Annotated in this window: 18 protein-coding genes; 9 read left to right on the top strand and 9 right to left on the bottom strand. The window is 43.8% G+C overall.

Features of this window, described 5'->3' with window-relative positions; genetic code table 11:
• Positions 1-25: 25 nt before the first annotated feature.
• Positions 26-805 carry a DUF2927 domain-containing protein gene (locus tag ITG09_06420; protein ID UPR53257.1) on the top strand — a complete coding sequence of 260 codons (780 nt, stop codon included), beginning with the start codon at positions 26-28 and terminating at the stop codon, positions 803-805.
• A gap of 98 nt (positions 806-903) precedes the next feature.
• Here ITG09_06420 and ITG09_06415 read toward each other — a convergent pair whose 3' ends face one another.
• Both ITG09_06415 and ITG09_06410 read right to left on the bottom strand, forming a co-directional pair.
• A complete protein-coding gene (locus tag ITG09_06415; GenBank protein ID UPR53256.1) occupies positions 904-1,293 on the bottom strand; it encodes a DUF2750 domain-containing protein in 390 nt (129 codons plus the stop codon).
• Between the two features lie 141 nt (positions 1,294-1,434).
• Complete coding sequence (locus ITG09_06410; GenBank protein ID UPR53255.1) at positions 1,435-2,340, bottom strand: manganese-dependent inorganic pyrophosphatase; 906 nt, start codon at positions 2,338-2,340, stop codon at positions 1,435-1,437.
• 201 nt (positions 2,341-2,541) lie between these two features.
• On the opposite strand from ITG09_06410, the gene ITG09_06405 reads away from it, so the two are divergent.
• Positions 2,542-3,756, top strand: a complete 1,215-nt coding sequence (locus ITG09_06405; GenBank protein ID UPR53254.1) for a putative manganese transporter — start codon at positions 2,542-2,544, stop codon at positions 3,754-3,756.
• 341 nt (positions 3,757-4,097) lie between these two features.
• On the opposite strand, the gene torA is transcribed toward ITG09_06405, so the two are convergent.
• The 3 genes from torA to torE are packed head-to-tail and all read right to left on the bottom strand — an operon-like array spanning position 4,098 to position 7,999.
• Positions 4,098-6,560: a trimethylamine-N-oxide reductase TorA gene (gene torA / locus ITG09_06400; GenBank protein ID UPR53253.1), complete on the bottom strand. Its 2,463-nt coding sequence runs from the start codon at positions 6,558-6,560 to the stop codon at positions 4,098-4,100.
• Between the two features lie 24 nt (positions 6,561-6,584).
• Positions 6,585-7,766: a pentaheme c-type cytochrome TorC gene (gene torC / locus ITG09_06395; protein ID UPR53252.1), complete on the bottom strand. Its 1,182-nt coding sequence runs from the start codon at positions 7,764-7,766 to the stop codon at positions 6,585-6,587.
• A gap of 50 nt (positions 7,767-7,816) precedes the next feature.
• Positions 7,817-7,999: a trimethylamine N-oxide reductase system protein TorE gene (torE, locus tag ITG09_06390; protein ID UPR53251.1), complete on the bottom strand. Its 183-nt coding sequence runs from the start codon at positions 7,997-7,999 to the stop codon at positions 7,817-7,819.
• 437 nt (positions 8,000-8,436) lie between these two features.
• On the opposite strand from torE, the gene ITG09_06385 reads away from it, so the two are divergent.
• On the top strand, positions 8,437-9,231 hold the full coding sequence (locus ITG09_06385) for an ABC transporter permease (protein UPR53250.1): 795 nt from the start codon (positions 8,437-8,439) through the stop codon (positions 9,229-9,231).
• A gap of 344 nt (positions 9,232-9,575) precedes the next feature.
• Here the strand turns inward: ITG09_06385 and focA are convergent, their stop codons facing one another.
• Positions 9,576-10,418, bottom strand: a complete 843-nt coding sequence (focA, locus tag ITG09_06380) for a formate transporter FocA (protein UPR53249.1) — start codon at positions 10,416-10,418, stop codon at positions 9,576-9,578.
• Positions 10,419-10,780: 362 nt separating this feature from the next.
• Positions 10,781-12,088: an ATPase gene (locus ITG09_06375; protein UPR53248.1), complete on the bottom strand. Its 1,308-nt coding sequence runs from the start codon at positions 12,086-12,088 to the stop codon at positions 10,781-10,783.
• Positions 12,089-12,345: 257 nt separating this feature from the next.
• On the opposite strand from ITG09_06375, the gene ITG09_06370 reads away from it, so the two are divergent.
• From ITG09_06370 to ITG09_06360, 3 genes are all read left to right on the top strand, one after another.
• Entirely contained in the window at positions 12,346-12,576 is a 231-nt protein-coding gene (locus tag ITG09_06370; GenBank protein UPR53247.1) for a TIGR02647 family protein, read from the top strand.
• Between the two features lie 114 nt (positions 12,577-12,690).
• Complete coding sequence (locus ITG09_06365) at positions 12,691-13,545, top strand: NAD(P)H-binding protein (GenBank protein UPR53246.1); 855 nt, start codon at positions 12,691-12,693, stop codon at positions 13,543-13,545.
• Positions 13,538-14,203, top strand: a complete 666-nt coding sequence (locus ITG09_06360) for a YdcF family protein (protein ID UPR53245.1) — start codon at positions 13,538-13,540, stop codon at positions 14,201-14,203. Before ITG09_06365 ends, ITG09_06360 begins: the two co-directional genes overlap by 8 nt.
• Positions 14,204-14,327: 124 nt before the next feature.
• Here ITG09_06360 and ITG09_06355 read toward each other — a convergent pair whose 3' ends face one another.
• Both ITG09_06355 and cysS read right to left on the bottom strand, forming a co-directional pair.
• On the bottom strand, positions 14,328-14,906 hold the full coding sequence (locus ITG09_06355) for a thymidine kinase (protein ID UPR53244.1): 579 nt from the start codon (positions 14,904-14,906) through the stop codon (positions 14,328-14,330).
• A 98-nt stretch (positions 14,907-15,004) separates the two neighbouring features.
• On the bottom strand, positions 15,005-16,390 hold the full coding sequence (gene cysS, locus ITG09_06350) for a cysteine--tRNA ligase (protein UPR53243.1): 1,386 nt from the start codon (positions 16,388-16,390) through the stop codon (positions 15,005-15,007).
• Positions 16,391-16,580: 190 nt separating this feature from the next.
• On the opposite strand from cysS, the gene ITG09_06345 reads away from it, so the two are divergent.
• The 3 genes from ITG09_06345 to ITG09_06335 all read left to right on the top strand — a co-directional run bounded on the left by ITG09_06345 (position 16,581) and on the right by ITG09_06335 (position 19,235).
• The gene (locus ITG09_06345) at positions 16,581-17,075 is read left to right on the top strand and encodes a peptidylprolyl isomerase (GenBank protein UPR53242.1); all 495 of its coding nucleotides are present in this window, start codon (positions 16,581-16,583) and stop codon (positions 17,073-17,075) included.
• 84 nt (positions 17,076-17,159) lie between these two features.
• Positions 17,160-17,906, top strand: coding sequence for a UDP-2,3-diacylglucosamine diphosphatase (gene lpxH / locus ITG09_06340; GenBank protein ID UPR53241.1), 747 nt, complete (start codon positions 17,160-17,162; stop codon positions 17,904-17,906).
• Between the two features lie 111 nt (positions 17,907-18,017).
• Complete coding sequence (locus ITG09_06335; GenBank protein ID UPR53240.1) at positions 18,018-19,235, top strand: EAL domain-containing protein; 1,218 nt, start codon at positions 18,018-18,020, stop codon at positions 19,233-19,235.
• Positions 19,236-19,318 lie beyond the last annotated feature (83 nt).

Raw genomic sequence — 19,318 nt, 5'->3', positions numbered from 1 at the left:
GCTGCATTCAGCAGAGGGGAAAAGTATGTTAAGAACAGCTTCATTGCTTTCCCTTTTGTTGGCACTGTTTTCCTTTAACGCGACAAGCACACCGCTCACCTGGCTAGATAGAAGCTTCGTCGAAACTGCCTTCTATAACGTCGCACTTCAACACGAATACTCCCAAGGCAACAAACCGCTCGCCAAGTGGAAACAACCTATCAAGATTTGGATCGATCATCGAGTGGGCGATGAGGAACTGCATCAAGAGCTCACAGAGCTTCATATCCAACACTTATCCGAAGTCACTCAACACCCTATAACAATCGTCAATAAAGAGTCTGAAGCCAACGTTAAGTGGATATACACGAGGCAGAGTAAGTGGATAGCGGAATCTAAAACCATACTCAAGCTTAAGTCGACAAAGCATCTAAATAGCGCTATTTGTACTGCAGGCTATCGAACTAACTCCAGAGGTGAGGTTATTTATGCAGGGATTATTATCCCCGTTGATCAGGCAAGATCGCGAGGAAAGTTAGTCGCCTGTATCGTAGAAGAGATCACACAGGTTCTAGGCCTGCCGAATGATTCAGATAAAGCCTATCCTTCTATTTTCAATGACCACACACCAGAAGACTTATTATCGCCCTTAGATGTGGTCCTGCTCCAACTACTGTACGAACCAGAATTGAAAGCTGGAATGACAAAATCTGAAGTAAAACCTATTGTTCGAAAGATACTCAAGAGGTACAGCAAAACAGGTGTGCTTCAACAAGCTTCGAAAGCCGCACAGCAAGCGCCGTTGTATCAGTTGATTGGGTATTGACTAAAAGACGTTGGAAGCAACTTAGGTGGGATAATTGAATAATAGCGCTGCCTATGAAAGGCAACGCTGACTTACGATGTTACTGTATTACGAAAGAACTAGCGCTTAGCAGCCTGCTTTTTCAATTCGAAATCGAACTCATCCGGGAACAAGATAACGCCCTCTTCTTGCTCGTTCGGGAATACCACAACAGCAAGTTCGTCGTCTTCTAAACCGTTCGTCCAGCGACTGTGCCATTTGTTCAGCGAAATAGATTCAGCTTTACACTCAGACCAGTCACCCGTTGCCCATGATTCTGCGAACTCTTGGTTTGGCCATACTGGAACACAGTCTTCGTCTTCTGTGTTTAGCATCACACAACCGTGTTCATCGGTTAAGATCCATACTTCACGGTTTGCTACGATTTCTTTCACACAGTATTTCAGGCGTTGCTCACCTGTATACTTATTAATTTCAGCGATTTTTTTATCGTCTAGCTGTGTAGTCATCTTAATTTCCTACGTTAGTCAGTAACTTTGTTCATTTTATGCTGAGTAGCATTAACTTCAAATATTTCTATTGAGAAGAAAGGCTACTTCAAAGAAAAACGCCTGCTAAATAAGCAGGCGTTTATTATTTAAGTGACTTGATTAAACAAGCTCACCTTGTAGCCAAGGCCAGCCTTGCTTCTTACGGCTAAGTGTATTTTCCATCATCAATACACCGTCTTTCTCGAATTTAACCAGCTTCTCAGCCCACTCACCTTTGTATAGAAGACGAGTTTGTGCAGTAGTGATATCAGTTAGCATTACCGCAGCAAATGCTAGACCGTCTTTCTCACAACGCGCTTCAAGATCAGCTTCTAGCGCTTCAATCATGCCGTCTACTTGCTCAAGAGTCGCAAGTTCAACTTGACCAACAACAACATCACGACCGTTGAATGGGTAGCCTTTAAGGTCTTTTTCTACTAGCTGTGCAGCAGATAGGCCTTCGATGTTTGTCTTAGCGATTAGAAGCGCTTTGATGAATGCATCAACGTCAGTTACGTCAGCGATTTCAGCAAGCTCAGCAACAGCGTCTTTGTCTTTTTGAGTACATGTTGGAGAAGCGAAACCAACTGTGTCTGAAAGAATTGCAGACATCATTAGTTTAGCGATTTGTTGAGAGATAGCGTGACCTTCAATCTTGAACATGTTGAAAAGTACAGTGTTTGTACAACCAACAGGCCAGATCCAAGCTTCCATTGGGTTTACTGTCATCACGTCACCTAGACGGTGGTGATCGACAATACCTACGATCTCTGCATCTGCAACATCATCTGGTGCTTGTGCTAGGTCTGAATAGTCTACTAGCCAGATTTTCTCACCAGCAACAGAAGTACGAAGCTCTGGCTTTTCAGCACCAGCGACTTCTAGAATGTGTTGAGTTTCGCGGTTGATCTCGCCTTGGCGAATTGGTGTCGCTTCCTCGCCACGAGCTTTAAGAAGCTCTGTTGCAACTAACGCACTACAAATACTGTCACTATCAGGGTTTTTGTGACCAACAACTAAAATCATGTTTCTTCCTATTACACTAACAATTATGACTCTACCTTTAGAGCCTCTCTTTATTAGCCATACTTTACCTCATTTTTTTAGATTGGTCATGTTTCGTGGGTTTAGCCAATAGTAACAATAGATAAAAAAACAACAAATGCAATTGATAATTATTATCATTCGTATATATTTATCTTAAGCCACTAATTTTGAGTAACACCTATGGATCGACTAATCTCTTTTTTGCCAAGCAGTAGCGCTGCGAAAACAACTCAGTTTTCACTGTCATTCAAGCGCCTGCTTTTACCTATATCACTTGCAGCATTGGTTGCAGCCCCAGCTACGCGAGAGCTGACAGTAACTACTTTATCAGACGCATTTTGGGCCGTGTCTTGTTATGTCGCGTTAACCTTGGCGATTTACCACTGGTTAAGCCTGTACATCAACAAAGATAACGTCTTCAACAAGCTCGTTCATCAATCTCGTTCAAATCAAGTGGTATTCGCGGCTCTCATGGGCGCGCTACCCGGCTGTGGCGGTGCGATAGTGGTGACCACACAATTTATCTCAGGAAAACTCGGATTTGGTGCCGTGGTTGCGGTGCTCGTCTCGACCATGGGTGACGCGGCGTTCCTACTCATAGCGAGCGAGCCTAAGACAGGTTTAGCCATGATGGCGATGGGCGTAATTGTGGGTACTGCGTCAGGCCGAATCATTAACTTATTTCACGCCGACGACTTCTTACGCCCGAAACCGGCAGAAAAAAGTGAAGCCACTAGCAGCTGCGCTTCTCAATCTCAAGACAAAGAATCGGTCTCTAAAAAAGCGATAAACCTACAAGGTTACCTTTGGTCTGTATTGATTGTTCCTGGTGCTGCCGTTGCCCTACTCGGCTCTTTTCAAGTGGATGTAAATGAGTTGCTCGCTTTGCCCGAAATGTCGATGGAATGGGCGGGAACAATTTTGCTGATCAGCTCAATGTTCCTCTGGGGGCTGACTCGTGAAATTGAAGATTACAAATCGGCCGTGAGTGAAGACGAAAAGTGTATAGGCTCTCATCCACTGCAAAAGACCGCTCAAGATACAAACTTTGTTACTGCTTGGGTGGTGGTTGCCTTTCTGTTCTTTGAATTTGGTTCTGTGATAGCAAATGTCGATTTTGCGACGCTATTCTCAAGCTGGGGTATCATGCTCCCCCTGGCTGGTGTGTTGATGGGTTTGCTACCGGGCTGTGGACCGCAATTATTGGTCACTAGCTTATACCTTTCAGGCGCACTGCCACTTTCAGCTCAGGTAGGTAACGCAATTTCAAATGATGGTGATGCACTATTCCCTGCGATTGCGATGGCTCCCAAAGCGGCACTAGTCGCAACTTTGTATTCCAGTGTGCCTGCTTTAATCTGTGCTTATGGGTATTGGTTTGTGTTCGAGCTATAGCTTTACGTTAAAGGCTTAGGTTTCTATCTAAGGCTCCGCTTTGTATCCAAGGTTTACGCTTAACTCCATAGGTTTCTACTAGGTTGGTACTTTGTATCGGCCTTTTTGTTTCCAGTAACCTAAGTTCCTTACAAGGTTCTTTGGGCATATCTTCCAGCTCGATTACTTATACCGCTAATCATTAGCAGCACGCTACATCCTTCCCATATACGCCTCCATAAGCGTCGCTACAATGCTTAAGTAGAAATCCCAACACGTACACCAGAAAAACAAAAAGCCCCTGTAAGAATCCTTACAAGGGCTTTAATTCAAGCTTTAATCTTAGTTCTTAAGTACAAGGCTTAAGAAACTTCGATTGGACCACCGAATGAAGTTACTGGAGGCAGTTTGCCTTGGAACTTCTCGAAGTCGACCAAACATGTGTTTGCTGACGTTGCTTGAGCAAGTTCAGACGTACCGATGTCTTGAGTCAGTGTGTTTGGATCGCCGTATGTGTCTAGCGCGCCCACTTTCTCGTTGATCGGACCGTACCAAGCACCTTCTTCGATACGAACAACACCAGGAGCATAGCTATCCATTAGAACAGCACCCGCTAGTAGTTGGCCACGGTCGTTAAACACACGTACTACGTCACCGTCTTTAATGCCTTTCTTCTTAGCATCTACTGGGTTGATGTAGATTGGCTCACGGCCTTGTACCGCGTAAGTCGCACGCCACTCTTCAGATTCACACATCTGAGAGTGAAGACGCTTGTCTGGGTGGCAAGATTGTAGCCAGTACGGATGTTTGTCAGAGCCTGGACCACCGTGTGAACGTTCAGATTTCTCGAACCACATTGGGTGTTCTTGACAGCGTTCGTAACCCATGTTGCCAACAGTACGGCTTGTGATTTCGATGAAACCAGAAGGCGTACCTAGTGCGTTGATCTCTGGATCTTCACGGAATGAAGCGTGACGAGTCCATGGCTTACCTTTACCGAAGTCTAGGAAACCTTTCTCCCAGAATTCAGCAAACTCAGGCATTTCGAACTTGCCTTCGTTTTCCGCGCGACATTCGTCGTACAGAGATTTAACCCACTGCATTTCGTCCATACCACGGGTGTAATCGTCGTAACGGCCCCAACGCTTAGTTAGGCTAGACATGATCTCGAAGTCAGTCTTAGACTGGAACAGAGGATCCACTAGCTTGTGCATTGCGATCAAACCACGGCCAGAGTATGCGCCGTAACCATCAATATCGTTACGCTCCCACTGAGTACATGCTGGAAGCACGATGTCAGAGTGACGACAAGTTGCAGTCCAAGCGAAATCAACAGCCACTACTGTTTGCAGACTCTTGAATGCTTTACGCATCTTGTTGCGATCTTGGTGGTGGTGCCACGGGTTATTACCACTGAAGACCATCATCTTGATGTCAGGCAGTGTCACTGTCGCGCCGTTTGCTTTAATCTTCTTACCTGGCTCTAGCAAGCTATCTACCCAGCGAGCAACTGGGATTACGCGGCTGTAACCGTTGTAATCTGTGTTGGTGTGCTTAGGCGATTGACCTTGGTCGATGTTCAACGGGAAAGAACCCGGAGCACCGAAGCCAGTTGAAGATACACCGATACCAGAGTAGTGGTGACCGTAAGAGATACCACCGCCCGGAAGACCGATTTGGCCAACCATTGCTGCGATAACTGCACACATCCAGTAAGGCTGTTCACCGTGCTCTTGACGTTGGATACTCCAACCTACAAGAATCTGTGTACGACCGTTAACCAGCATCTTAGCGAAGTCACGGATAGAGTCCGCGCTTGCACCACAGATAGCTGAAGCCCATTCTGGCGTCTTCTCAACTTTGTCTTTCGTTTCACCTTGAACGTACTTGATGAAATCTTCAAAACCTAGACAGTAAGTTTCGATGAACTTCTTGTCGTATAGGCCTTCGTTGTAAAGAACGTGAGCAACACCAAGCATGAACGCCACATCTGTTTGTGGGTTGATGTACATTTGCTCGTTTTCTAGGTAACGACCTGTTTTGTTTTTAACAGGGTCAACAGAAACAACGTTAATCTCTTTCTTAGCAACTTTTTCTTTCAGCTGTTCTAGGTATGCAAAAGACTCGTGAGTCTCACATGTCCAACCTACTTGAAGGTTTTTAACTGGATCGTTACCCCAAAGAACAATGTTGTCACTGTTTTCTAGGATAAGTTCCCAAGATGTACCTTGAGCATATACCTCAGTAGAACCTAGCACGTAAGGCATGATCGTTTGACCAGCACCTGTTGAGTAGTCACCGATTTTCTTCACAGAGTAACCGTGAAGTGCCATTGCACGTTGCATGTGGTTAGTACAACTGTGGAACTGACCTGTTTGTCTCCAACCAGTTTGACCTGTGTGAAGCGCCCATGGACCGTAATCTTTCTGTACGCGCTCTAGCTCGCGGTAAACAAGGTCTAGTGCCTCATCCCAAGTCACACGAATAAAGCGGTTGTTACCACGCGTGTCTGCGCTGTACTTATGCTTCTTCAACCAATCTAAGCGAACCATTGGGTAACGCACACGTGATGGACTGTAGATAATACCTTTAATACCTTTCAGCATCTCTGTAGGGTGCTGATCGATTTCTAGAGGTTTAATTTCTTGTACTTTACCCGCGTAAACGCGAGCTCGGAATGCACCCCAGTGAGAACCAGAGACTTTCCACGCGCCGTCTGTTTCTGCAGCCGAAGCCGATGCTGACGCCAATAAGCTTGGACCGATAACCGATGCCGCACTTGTAGTAGCGACACCTTTCAGAAAACTTCTTCTTGTAATTGCCATTGTGTTACTCCAATTGACGTCTTATTAGTGATGGCCTTCAGAAAAATCTGATGAGTGCTTCTGTAGATACTTAAGAACAAGTGCTTCTGTATCTGTATCGAAGTTAACGAACGCAATCATGCCATCTAGCATGCCTACCCAACCGTTAGCGCTGAAGTGAGCTTCATCTGGCTGTGAGTGACACGTTGAACAGTTAGATTGGTACGCTTGACCCGCTGCGTTCCAGATTGGATCGAAGTTATCAACCATAGACTCTTTCTTCATCCAAAGTGCTAGGTTAACTTCTTCCCATGGAAGGCCAGTAAGCTCATCTTCTTTCTTCTCACCAACAGTGATAACGTCACTTTGAGATACTTCTTTCGTCAAGATTGCAGTTGAGATGTTCATACCGAAGTCTTCTTGGATTACACGTCCGAAGCCTTTCGCTTTACGCCAACCGTCGATTTGAATCTTGATCATGTCGCCTTTTTCGTCGATAACCGCAACTTTACTTGCAGGGCTTAATAGACCCGCTTCAACTGTTGCTGTTTCATCTGTGTACATTGGTAGGTGACGAATAGAGATCACGTCAGAACCATTTGCGTAAGATGTGCTGCTTGCTACATTTTCTAGCTCGCCAACAATACCGCTCGCTGATGCCATATCTAATGGAAGGTTGTGAGCAATACCTTTGTGACAGTCAACACAGCTTTGATCACGCTCTGCCGCGTTCTTCATTTGGATACGTGCTGTAGGGCGCATGTTTTCGAAATCCATTGAATCGTAGTTGTGGCAGTTTTTACACTCTAGAGATTTGTTTGAAGAGAAACGATCCCATTCGTGTTTAGCCAGTTCGATACGACGAGCTTCGAATTTCTCAGGCGTATCTAAGTCACCAAACACTTGAGCGAATACTTCTTTAGATGCTTGCATCTTACGAGCGATTTTTGCTGTCCATTCATGTGGAACGTGACAGTCAGGACAAGTAGCACGTACACCAGAAGTGTTTTTCCAATGAACCGTCTCTTGTAGTTCTACGTATACGTTGTCACGCATGGTGTGGCAGCTTACACAGAACTCTTCTGTATTTGTGTGCTCTAGAGCTGTGTTAAAACCGCCCCAGAAAATAACACCGGCGATAAAGCCACCCATTGTTAGTACACCAAGACTGATGTGTACTGCTGGGCGAGTCATTGTGCGCCATAATTTAACTAAAAATGATTTCATGTTTAGCTCTCTTAAATATTGATTTTAAAAAATGTTGTTACTAGAGGGCATTACATGCCGCCGTGAGCACCAGGAGGTCCGAATACAAACACTTGCAGTGCCCAAACTAGGAAGCCGTAGCCGCCTACAAAAGCCACACTTAATATTGGGAAGAGAACCACCGCGATGAAGAGGAAAGACTTCCACTCCAACGAATGTTTTTCGCTAGTTTCAATTTTATTAACATCACTCATACATTTTGCCTATTTTGTATTTAGTAATTTCGAGTAACCCATTCTATGGGGCTAAAGTTCTTAAGTATCTAACGACAAATTTTAGACCATACCCAAAGTAGGGTTCAATCAAATCTCCCGTTATAACCCTTGCTAATCAATACTTTTTTGAGCTCATCCAAACTTGTTTTTAGTTAAACAAAGTTATTAAAAAGTATTAACAAATGTGAAGAATTAAGTATATTTCACAAATGTTAAATTCCAACACCTACATAACTATATTGTAACCAATTTTAACGTTTTACCTACTAAGTAGTAGCCAAAAAAGCCTCAAACAACCAATATTTTGTGATTTGATTGTTAATTTATTGAGTGTTTTTTGAAGAAGCGGCTGAGAAGCTGAAATGCATCATTTGGCACTTTCAGATATGATGAGGACCTACTTAAAAGGAAGTATTATGCAAGACGTTATTGATATATCTTGGTGGCAGTTATTGTTCTTCAGCTCACTTCTCTTGCTACCTATTACCATCAACCACAAGTTAAAACTCGGCCTTGGCAAAGAGGCTTCTATCAGCATAATTCGTATGATTATTCAGCTGTTTCTGGTTGGCGTTTACCTAGAATATTTGTTCACCTTGAATAGTTTGTGGGTCAATTTGCTGTGGTTATTTGCAATGATTCTCGTCGGCGCAAGCTCGATTGTTGAAAAATCTAGGCTTTCGAAACAACTGCTATTAGCACCGGTGGCGTTTAGTCTTGCTGTGACTTGCGTGCCAATCGTCTTATTTATTTGCTTCTTTATTATCAAGCCTACCCCACTCTTCAATGCGCAGTACTTAATCCCTATTGCCGGGATGCTGTTGGGTAATAGCTTAAGCAGCAACATAGTTGCATTGCAGAACCTGTTTGGTGCTTTTGAAACACAAAAATCAGAATATGAAGCGGCAATCGCGTTAGGCGCGTCTCCTAAGTACGCTGCTGCGCCTTTTGTACGTAATGCGATACAGAAAGCGATGTCTCCCATTATGGCCTCCATGGCAACAACCGGCTTAGTTACGCTACCGGGAATGATGACGGGGCAAATCTTAGGGGGTGCTTCGCCGATGATCGCGATTAAGTATCAACTAATGATCATGCTGGCGATTTTCGTGATGATGAGCTGCTCATTAGCACTTGCACTTCAGCTCTCATTGAAGGCATGTCTGACCAAAGAAGGACGAGTTCTCGCGCAAATACAGCCTTCGAAATAGCCTTCCTAATCCACTTAGATCTGGTTACTCACTGAATTTGAGACAGGTTATCCACAGAAACTGTGGATAACCAAATCAATATAGATCCTTTTTTGTCCATTTAAACCCAAGGAATGATCATTACCTGTGATCTTTGGGTGATTTCAAAGACATATAAACACATGATGTTGACCGTTTAGATGATCATTAGAGAGATGACGGAGTAGGTTTTCCACAAATAAGAAACGGCCTGCAATGCAGACCGTCTTGTAAATGTCATAAGTCAGTTCAGTGTTTTCACTGGGCTTTAACTCATCTCGTCAACTGAGTTAATCACACCATATCTGTCGGTAACACAACCTTTATTAGTCACGTAGGTAGATTAACCAATACCACATGCCAACGAAGATACCGCCGCCAATAATGTTACCGATGGTAACGGGCAGCAAGTTGTTCATCAGAAAGTCCATCATGTTCAGGTCAACGTAATCCGCAGGGTTAGCGCCCGTCATTGTCCAGAATTCAGCAGGAGCAAATGTTTTGACGCCGATTGCTAAAGGCACTTGGAACATATTCGCAATACAGTGCTCAAAACCCGCTGATACGAACATCGCAACAGGTAAAATCATTACCGCAATTTTGTCAGTCAGTGTACGTCCACTAAACGTCATCCATACTGCAATACAAACTAATACATTACACATGATGCCTAGTGCGATAGCTTGGACAAAATCGTGGTGCATCTTATGTTGGGAGATCGCCATTGCATTCAAACCCACTTGGCCGTGGTCGAACATGTACTGTTTGGTTAGTAACATACAAGCCACCAGCAGCAACGCGCCGATCAAGTTACCTACATAAACTGTCGCCCAGTTCTTAACCAGGGTACGCCAAGTGATCTTGCCACTTGCGCGTGCCACCAAAGTTAATACCGAACTTGTAAACAGCTCGCCGCCAGTAACAACCACAAGGATCAAGCCTAAGCTAAATGCCAAGCCACCGAGTAAGCGAGTAATGCCCCATGGCAAATCACCAGCACCGGTCGTCACGATGGTGTAAAACACAAACGCAATACCGATATGGATACCAGCTGAAATCGCGAGAAGAAAGGATTTGATTGGATCTTTGGTTGCTTTACCTACGCCAATATCTGCAGCGCGCTCAGCCATTTGTGGCGGTAATAATGAGTCAAATTGGTTTAGATTCATGATGATTTACATTTTGAAACATGTCGTCGGGAGCGCGATAATCCTCTCTTTCATTTCTGAATTCAAGAGCTATTTTAAGCTAAAAATACCTCTCACAGCCTTGTTGAAAGCAAATAGTCCGAGTTATTCTAAATTCATAAGACTTTAGTAGTAAAAATAAAACCCTGCTGAATGATTAGTTATCAGTATAGAAAATAACACACCTATAAATATCAACAAGTTACGTTAAAACCAAAAGAATAACGTACACTATAACGGCTAACTGAGCGCTTTTATTTCTAGATTTTGACATAGATCAATAGAACGTAAAAAAGCGCCCTTAGGCGCTTTTAACTCAATCACAAATAAAGAAATTAGTGATGCTAAACCGAAGGTTCAATCACTTCTTCTGATGATTGTTCAAGGGTTGAATCCTCTAAATTAGATTCAACAACCGGGGACATCACATCAGAGTCACTTTCGTTGGCAACTTTGCCACCTAAGCTTTTCAAACTATCGACTAGCTCTTCTAAACTTTTTATGTGAGCATCACTCTTCGTAATCTGCTCATTGAGCAACTCACTATGCTTGGTTGCTTCAGACAATTGCTGCGATTGCTTCTGGTTTTCAGCCTCCAGATTAGCCAATTGCTCAGTCAAAGTTTCTATCTCTGACTTTAAAAGTCCTGTCATATCAGAGCTTTTTAACGCCTTCACACTCGCTACAATCTTCTGTGATTGCTGACGTAACCCAACATCACGGTAATCTTCATCATTGACGATTTGTGAAATGCTTAGTAATTGGTTCTCTGCATTCAAAACCGACTGTTCGAACTTGTCGCCTTTTACGCTCGCCAGCACTTTGACTTCATGAACGACACTGCGCACGTGATTCAATTCAAACTCTGCAGCATGAACCGCGTCTTCAATGATCGACTTTTCACGAGGACTGGCTTTGACTTGGCTTTCGGCCAACGTAATTTGAGATGCCGCCTTAGCAAAGGTCAACGGAGCAACGTCATCAAAATCTTCATCTTCCAAGAACTCTAACTCGTTCTTCAAAGGCTCGATGTATTTCTTATGTGCCACTTTAACTTCTAGTAAGCGAGCATTGTTAAGAAATTCCACCTGCGCTTCTTGAGCGTCTTCAAGCTCATCGACCAGCACATATTCGAACAACTCACTGTATCCTGAATACAAACGTTTGTAGCTCGAAGTAAACATGGTATCTGCGCCAAGAAACTTTAGATAATCCATTTGGACAATCGAATCAGCGAGTACTCGGTCAGCCTTCTTCTTTAACACTAAGATCGAATCATAGTTTGATTTGATTAGCGCGATTTTTTCATCGAAGGCTTCAGCGTAAGTTAGGCTCGAAAAAATGGAGTAACTCTTGGTTATCCGAGTTTCGTCTTTCAGTAAGTCCGCATAAATGCTTTCAGCGTCATCCCATGCGTCTAATAGTTCATTGTAATTCTCTGGTGCATAGAGAGACAATTGAGCGTGGTCTTCAAGCTTAACATCCCATTCGGAGTAAACGCTTTGGACAGACTGAAATGAACGGACCTCTATTGTAGATTCACTATTGTTGTTTGTGGTTTGGTTCGCGTCTGTCTGCTCTGAGGGTGTGCTTTGACAACCTGAGATAGCAAATAGCATACTGATCGTTAATGCTACTTTGTTCGCTCTCACTTATGCATATCCTTTTTATACAATATTCGCTCAATGCAAATTATTTCTAGTCACAATATATTACAACCACTTAGCAATAAACATCACTGATGATTTAAGTGGGCGCAAATCACCCAATATAACCAAAATAAACTCATCACTCGATGATTAATCAATCAATTTGGTATCACTTATCAATTCTCTTTATTTGCTATTGCCTGAGCCGAGAATGCGCACTAAGGTGAAGGTAGAGAACGTTATGAATATATAGGTTAATTATGAAGTACAACGCTGAACATATTGCTGATTTAAACCTCCTTCTTCAATTTGATGTAAGTAGTGCTGCTACTGGAATTAAAGTTCATCAAGAGGCTGCTCAAGAAACTCAAGACGCTGTTAAGCGCCTATTCGAAAAAAACCTTTGTACTCAGCCAGACGGCGGTTACCTAACAGATGAAGGTATCGAGATGGCAGAGCGCGCAGACAAGCTTCTTCGCGTACTAAACTAAAGCTCCATTGTTCTAGTAAAAACTCCACTTGCTTCGGCCGTGGAGTTTTTTCATTTTTGGGCAAAGCTTTGTTAGGCTTATTGTAAATTCGTCATTTGCAGTTGTGAGGAACACATGGCTTCTATATTTATTGTCGGTGCAGGATGGGTAGGTGCACCTTTATCTGAACATTTAGAAAAACATGGTAACCGAGTGGTGGTCACGAAAACGACCCAAGCGGGAGCAGACGCCATTGGTAGCGAACGAATTCCATGTGAAGTGTTTAGCTTTGATTCATCCGAACCACAAAAGACTATCGGGCGACTCTATTCATTGTTACTCGAAAACAACACTGAAATTGTGATTGGCAGCTTCCCTCCAGGCTTTAGAAAAGGAGCAGGACAAGAGTATGCGGACTACTGGCAGCAACTCACCAATGCATGTCAAAAGGCCAACATTAAAAAACTCATTATGGTCAGTTCAACCACGGTATACCCAACCAAGCCGGGTGTGTTGAACGAGCTGGATGCATCACTCCCCCTTTCAACCTCAGGTAACGAGAACGCGTCTTTATTTTCCGATAACGCACGAATCATGCTGCAAGCTGAACAGTCAGTGATTGATTCCGGTATTGACTACACCATTCTTCGCTTTAGTGGCCTAATAGGTCCAAGCCGTCACCCTTCGCGCTTCGCAAGCAAGTTAAAACAAGTCAGCTCTCAAGCTCCAGCCAACATGCTGCACCTTGATGACGCAATTGGTGCTGTCGATTTCGCTATCAGTCAACTGCACAACGAAGTGGTTAACGTGACCACGCCAAATACGGTCAGTAAGGCGGAGTTTTATGCCGCGGCACTAAAAAGCGCCAACAGCAGTGAGCCTCTACCCGTTGTTGTTGATACCCCAGACAAGTTAATCTCTTCGAAGAAGATTCTCGACTTAGGTTATTCATTTAAATTCGAATCCACACTGGACGCACTTCATGACTGAACAATCTATTGCTAGGAAAGATCCCACCATAAAACTGCATCGCTCAGTCGACACCCTTTGGAACTTTATGTCTATGGGTCACAAGGTTACGCCGTCAGACTGCATCTTTGTATTGTGTAGCAACGATACTCGCGTCGCTGAATACGCAGCCGAGCTTTATCACCAAAAGGTCGCGCCTTACATCGTTTTTTCTGGCGGTGTGGGACGCTTTACAGAAGAGAGCTTTGAACGTTCAGAAGCCGAAACATTCGCGGCTATTGCACGAGATGCTGGCGTGCCAGACTCTGACATTATCATAGAGAAGCACGCGACAAATACCGGGGAAAATGTACGCTTCACTCATGAGTTACTTACTGAGCGAGGGTTACGTCCGAAAAGGCTGACCTTGGTACAGAAACCCTTTATGGAGAAACGTACTTACGCCACGTTTAGTAAACAGTGGCCTGACGAAACTTCCGAGATAACCGTGACGTCGCGATGGCAAAATTGGGATGATTACTTTAACGAAGAGTTACCGTTAGACATGGTGTTAGGTGCATTGATTGCTGATTACGAGCGTATCAAATCCTACCCAGAGAAAGGCTTTCAGATTGAGATGCGCATCCCCGACGACGTTGACCACGCCTATCAAGCATTGAAGAAGCTCGGTTTTGAATGAGTTTCGAATAAAATAAAAGCTCGGCTTGGTATAAAAACAACACCAGCTCAGTAAACAAAAACGGTGACACTTGGTCACCGTTTTTCATTCTTTCGTGTTAGTAATGCCAGCAAATATATTGGGCTTATTTACCTAATGCTTCTTTGTAGTGCAAACGACAAACAGAAACGTATTTGTCGTTACCACCAATAGCCACTTGGTCACCTTCTGCAATAGCCACGCCGTACTCGTCAGTACGAATTACCATGTTCGCTTTACGACCACAGTGACAAATCGTTTTAAGCTCAACCAGTTTATCTGCCCAAGATAGTAAGTAGCGGCTACCTTCAAACAGTTCACCCAAGAAGTCAGTACGTAGGCCGTAACACAGCACAGGGATGTGTAGCTTATCCACCACTTCTGTTAATTGGTACACCTGCTCCTTCGATAAAAACTGGCACTCATCGATCAAAACACAATGACGCTTTTCTTCCTCATTGAGTTTTTTGATCGCATCAAACATGTTGGTATCATTTTTAAACAGTTGAGCTTCAGATTGTAGACCAATTCGTGAGCTCACTTTACCGATACCATAGCGATCATCCAGAGCAGCGGTGAAGATCACCGGGGTCATGCCGCGCTCTTGATAGTTGAATGAAGATTGAAGAAGCGTTGTTGATTTACCCGCATTCATTGCCGAGTAATAAAAATACATCTGAGCCACAGAAATATTCCTGTTAATTAAAAGTTGAAGATAGAAAAGGTGAAAATAGAGAATTCGTGCTAGAAAAAAGGGCTGAAAATCAGCCCTTTTTATAAGATTTACTTACGACGCCAAGTCGTACCTTCTGGGCCATCTTCCAGAACAATACCCAACTCGTTTAACTTATCACGTGCGAGATCGGCATTTGCCCAATCCTTTGAAGCACGCGAGTCGTTACGCAGTTTGATCAACGCTTCGATTTCAGCCACTTCGTCGTCGTTACCTGCTGAATCACCTTGAAGGAAGGCTTCTGGCTCTTGGTGAAGAATACCGATGATGTCTGCTAGTTCACGCATCAATGCACCAAGTCCGCTTGCTCTTTCGATGCTTTCAGGCTTGATACGGTTAATTTCACGCGCCATTTCAAACAGCACTGAATAAGCTTCAGGCGTATTGAAATCATCATTCATTGCTGTAGAGAAACGAGTTACATACTCTTGACCACCAGCCGGAGCTGCTGTTAAGTCTAGGCCACGAAGTGATGTGTATAGACGCTCTAGTGATGCACGAGCTTGGTTTAGGTTATCTTCGCTGTAGTTTAGTTGGCTACGGTAGTGACCAGACATTAGGAAGTAACGTACCGTTTCAGCATCGTAATGTGCTAGCACGTCACGAATAGTGAAGAAGTTACCTAGTGACTTAGACATCTTCTCTTTGTCTACCATCACCATACCACTGTGCATCCAAGTATTTACATATTGAGTACCGTGCGCGCAGCAAGATTGTGCGATTTCGTTCTCGTGGTGAGGGAACTGCAGATCTGAACCACCACCGTGAATATCAAAGTGGTTACCAAGAATAGATGAGTTCATTGCTGAACATTCGATGTGCCAACCTGGACGACCCGGGCCCCATGGCGATTCCCATGTAGGTTCACCTGGCTTAGACATTTTCCAAAGAACGAAGTCTAATGGGCTACGTTTTGCAGATTCAACATCAACGCGAGCACCCGCTTGAAGCTGATCAAGGTCTTGCTTAGAAAGCTTGCCGTATTCGTCAAATTTCTTTACTTCAAACATCACGTCACCGTTGCTTGCAACGTATGCGAAACCACGTTCAATCAGCTTTTCAACCAGCTCGATGATTTCAGTGATGTATTCTGTAGCACGAGGCTCAACATCTGGACGCTTCATGTTCAATGCATCAAAGTCAGCGTGCATCTCACCGATTAAACGCTCAGTCAGAGAGTCACAAGACTCACCGTTTTCGTTAGCGCGCTTGATGATTTTGTCATCGATATCAGTGATGTTACGAACGAAGTTCAAATCGTAACCAAGGTAACGAAGGTAGCGAGTTACTACGTCGAAAGAAACGAACGTACGACCGTGACCAATATGACAGAGATCGTATATGGTTACCCCACAGACATACATGCCGACTTTGCCAGCTGTAATTGGTTTGAATTCCTCTTTCTGTCTTGTGAGCGTGTTATATATCTTCAGCATGATCTCTATCTATTTTATGGATTAATCAAAAATAAGCTCGCAGTATAACAAGTCATACCTTAATAGGTAATCCCCAAAAGCAGGAATTACCTCAAACAACCGAGTTAAGTTAATGATTTGGTGATTTGAAAGTCCGCCAACATGCGCTAGAATTCGAACTTCATATTAAAAAGACAGTAAGGTAACAATCATGATCATCCTTCACACAAATTTTGGTGACATCAAAGTTCAACTTAACGAAGAAAAAGCACCAGAAACAAGCGCAAACTTTCTACAGTATTGCCGTGACGGTTTCTACGACAACACACTATTCCACCGTGTTATCGATGGTTTCATGATTCAAGGCGGCGGCATGACTTCTGGCCTTAAAGAAAAAACAACTCGCGCGACGATCAAGAACGAAGCTAACAACGGTCTTGCGAACAAAGTTGGTACGCTAGCAATGGCTCGTACTATGGAACCGCATTCAGCGAGCTCTCAGTTCTTCATCAACGTTAACGACAACTCTTTCCTAAACTTCCGTAGCGAAAGCCTAGACGGTTGGGGTTACTGTGTATTCGCAGAAGTTGTTGAAGGCATGGACATCGTAAACAAGATCAAAGGTGTTAGCACTGGTTCTATGGGTATGCACCAAGATGTACCTCTAGAAGAAGTGATCATCACTGGTACTACAATCGAAGCTTAATCACTTGCTTTCGATTAGTATCAATAACTGATAAGCCGATAAAATCAGGATATAGGGAGCGAATCGCTCCCTTTTTTTAGACCTATGAAAACATATTTTATATCAGATCTGCACCTTGCTCCGTCACGACCAGACATCACCGATTGCTTCCTTACTTTCATGAAGAACGAAGCGGTAGAAGCAGATGCGCTCTACGTATTAGGTGACCTTTTCGAATTCTGGATTGGTGACGACGACACAAGTGAGTTCGCGACTTCTATTCGCCAAGCGTTTATTGATCTAGTGAAAACAGGCGTACCTTGTTACTTCACGCAAGGTAACCGTGATTTCCTTGTTGGCAAAAAATTTGCCAAACAAACGGGCGTGCAACTTCTAGACGAAGTATCGACAATCGATATCTACGGACAAAAAGCGGTCGTGTTGCATGGTGATACCCTATGCACCGAAGATGTAAAATACCTCGCCTTCCGCGAAAAAGTGCATCAACCATGGCTGCAATGGGTCTTCAACAGAATTCCATTTTTCATCAAGAAAAAAATTGTCTCGAAGGTTCAATCTGATATCAAAGATGACAAACAGACGAAATCTCTCGACATCATGGATGTGACACAGCAAGAAGTCGAAGATGTGATGGAGCGAAACAATGTCGATCTAATGATCCACGGCCATACTCATCGCCCAGACATCCATACATTTAATGCTAATAATTGCACTAAAACACGTATTGTACTTGGCGATTGGTATACGCAGGGCTCAGTGCTGGTGTTCACGCCGCAAAGTTTTGACCTACAGAATCGAGAGTTTGGCAATAGCTTTCAACATCCGTCTTAAACTTTCACTTTGATTATTACTGTCGGTCAGACTTTCTTAGATTGTGTATGGTAATTTCCACTGAATTAGCTATTATCTCTCTATCAGAAATAAACCGAACACAGTACCAAGTTGAAATATTCATACGTAGCGCGTCAACCAATACTCGATACAGATAAGAAAACCATAGGTTACGAGTTGCTATTCAGGGATGGTCCTAAGAACACTTTCCCTGAAGTAGAGCCGGAGCTCGCTACTAGCCGTTTGCTTTCCGACCACTTTTTATCAACTCACTATAATACGCTGGGTGATAAGCTGGGGTTCGTGAACTTTCCTTATGCAAGCCTGATTAACTTGGTCCCTACCCTATTTCCAAAAGAGAGCCTCGTAGTCGAGGTTCTTGAAGACTGCGAACCAACAGACGAGCTACTTGAAGCCATTAAAGCTATCTACGATGCGGGTTATACCATCGCATTGGATGACTTTGTGCCAAGCAAAGCGTGGAAGCGTTTCTTACCTTACGTATCCATTATCAAGTTTGATATCCGTTTGATCTCTATTGCGAAAGCTTCGATGTTCATGAACTCTCTCAAAGGGCTAAATATCAAGTTCCTTGCTGAAAAGGTCGAGACTTACGACGAGTACCAAGAAGCGAACCAAGCTGGCTTCTCCTACTTCCAAGGCTACTTCTTTAGTAAGCCAGAAATGATTCAAACTCGCGCGCTGAACCCTGCGTTTTTGACTATTGTTCAACTTTTGAAAGAGATCGCTAACGATCCTATCGACTTTAGTGAAGTAGAGCGTCTGATCACTCTAGATGTAACGCTGTCTTATAAGTTACTCGCTTATGTGAACTCTGCTGGCGGATCGGCAACGACCATTCGTTCATTCCGCCAAGCGCTTATTTACCTAGGCGAGCAAAAACTGCGTAAGTTCGTTTCACTTGTGGCGATCGCATCAGCGAAAGAAGACAAGCCAGATTCACTCTACGGTTTAGCGGTATTACGCGCACGTCAATGTGAGCTATTAGTCGAGAAGATGAATGTGAAGGTTGAGCCCGGACAAGCCTTTTTGACCGGTATGTTCTCCCTACTGGATTCACTGTTTGACCAACCGTTGAAGCAAGTACTGGATTCAGTGCCAATCGACGACGAGATTAAACAGGCCCTTATCCAACGCAAGGGCGTGTTAGGTGCCATTTTGGCTATGGTTATTGCTTATGAGCAAGCTCGATGGGATGAAGCAACGCGCATTCGTAAACTTCTCAAGCTCAGCGAAGCGCAACTAGGCCAAGCTTACGATGAAGCAACAACTTGGGCACAAGAGCTGCTGTCACCAGCATTGAGATAATTCACTTCTCATAACTGCTTCAATAGAAACTAAGCTTTGGTGAGCGATCGTTTCTTGGTAAACTCCAACGCATTCATTTATGG

It is taken from the genome of Vibrio cyclitrophicus (assembly GCA_023206055.1).
Taxonomy (GTDB): Bacteria; Pseudomonadota; Gammaproteobacteria; order Enterobacterales; family Vibrionaceae; genus Vibrio; species Vibrio cyclitrophicus_A.
The sequence above is the reverse complement of the archived record's forward strand: the minus strand, read 5'-3'. Positions and strand labels throughout refer to the sequence as shown.

Bases quoted from the DNA above. Each gene is read 5' to 3' on its own strand.
- ITG09_06420 (UPR53257.1), top strand. From the start codon at position 26: ATGTTAAGAACAGCTTCATTGCTTTCCCTTTTGTTGGCACTGTTTTCC.
- ITG09_06415 (UPR53256.1), bottom strand. From the start codon at position 1,293: ATGACTACACAGCTAGACGATAAAAAAATCGCTGAAATTAATAAGTAT.
- ITG09_06410 (UPR53255.1), bottom strand. From the start codon at position 2,340: ATGATTTTAGTTGTTGGTCACAAAAACCCTGATAGTGACAGTATTTGT.
- ITG09_06405 (UPR53254.1), top strand. From the start codon at position 2,542: ATGGATCGACTAATCTCTTTTTTGCCAAGCAGTAGCGCTGCGAAAACA.
- torA (UPR53253.1), bottom strand. From the start codon at position 6,560: ATGGCAATTACAAGAAGAAGTTTTCTGAAAGGTGTCGCTACTACAAGT.
- torC (UPR53252.1), bottom strand. From the start codon at position 7,766: ATGAAATCATTTTTAGTTAAATTATGGCGCACAATGACTCGCCCAGCA.
- torE (UPR53251.1), bottom strand. From the start codon at position 7,999: ATGAGTGATGTTAATAAAATTGAAACTAGCGAAAAACATTCGTTGGAG.
- ITG09_06385 (UPR53250.1), top strand. From the start codon at position 8,437: ATGCAAGACGTTATTGATATATCTTGGTGGCAGTTATTGTTCTTCAGC.
- focA (UPR53249.1), bottom strand. From the start codon at position 10,418: ATGAATCTAAACCAATTTGACTCATTATTACCGCCACAAATGGCTGAG.
- ITG09_06370 (UPR53247.1), top strand. From the start codon at position 12,346: ATGAAGTACAACGCTGAACATATTGCTGATTTAAACCTCCTTCTTCAA.
- ITG09_06365 (UPR53246.1), top strand. From the start codon at position 12,691: ATGGCTTCTATATTTATTGTCGGTGCAGGATGGGTAGGTGCACCTTTA.
- ITG09_06360 (UPR53245.1), top strand. From the start codon at position 13,538: ATGACTGAACAATCTATTGCTAGGAAAGATCCCACCATAAAACTGCAT.
- cysS (UPR53243.1), bottom strand. From the start codon at position 16,390: ATGCTGAAGATATATAACACGCTCACAAGACAGAAAGAGGAATTCAAA.
- ITG09_06345 (UPR53242.1), top strand. From the start codon at position 16,581: ATGATCATCCTTCACACAAATTTTGGTGACATCAAAGTTCAACTTAAC.
- lpxH (UPR53241.1), top strand. From the start codon at position 17,160: ATGAAAACATATTTTATATCAGATCTGCACCTTGCTCCGTCACGACCA.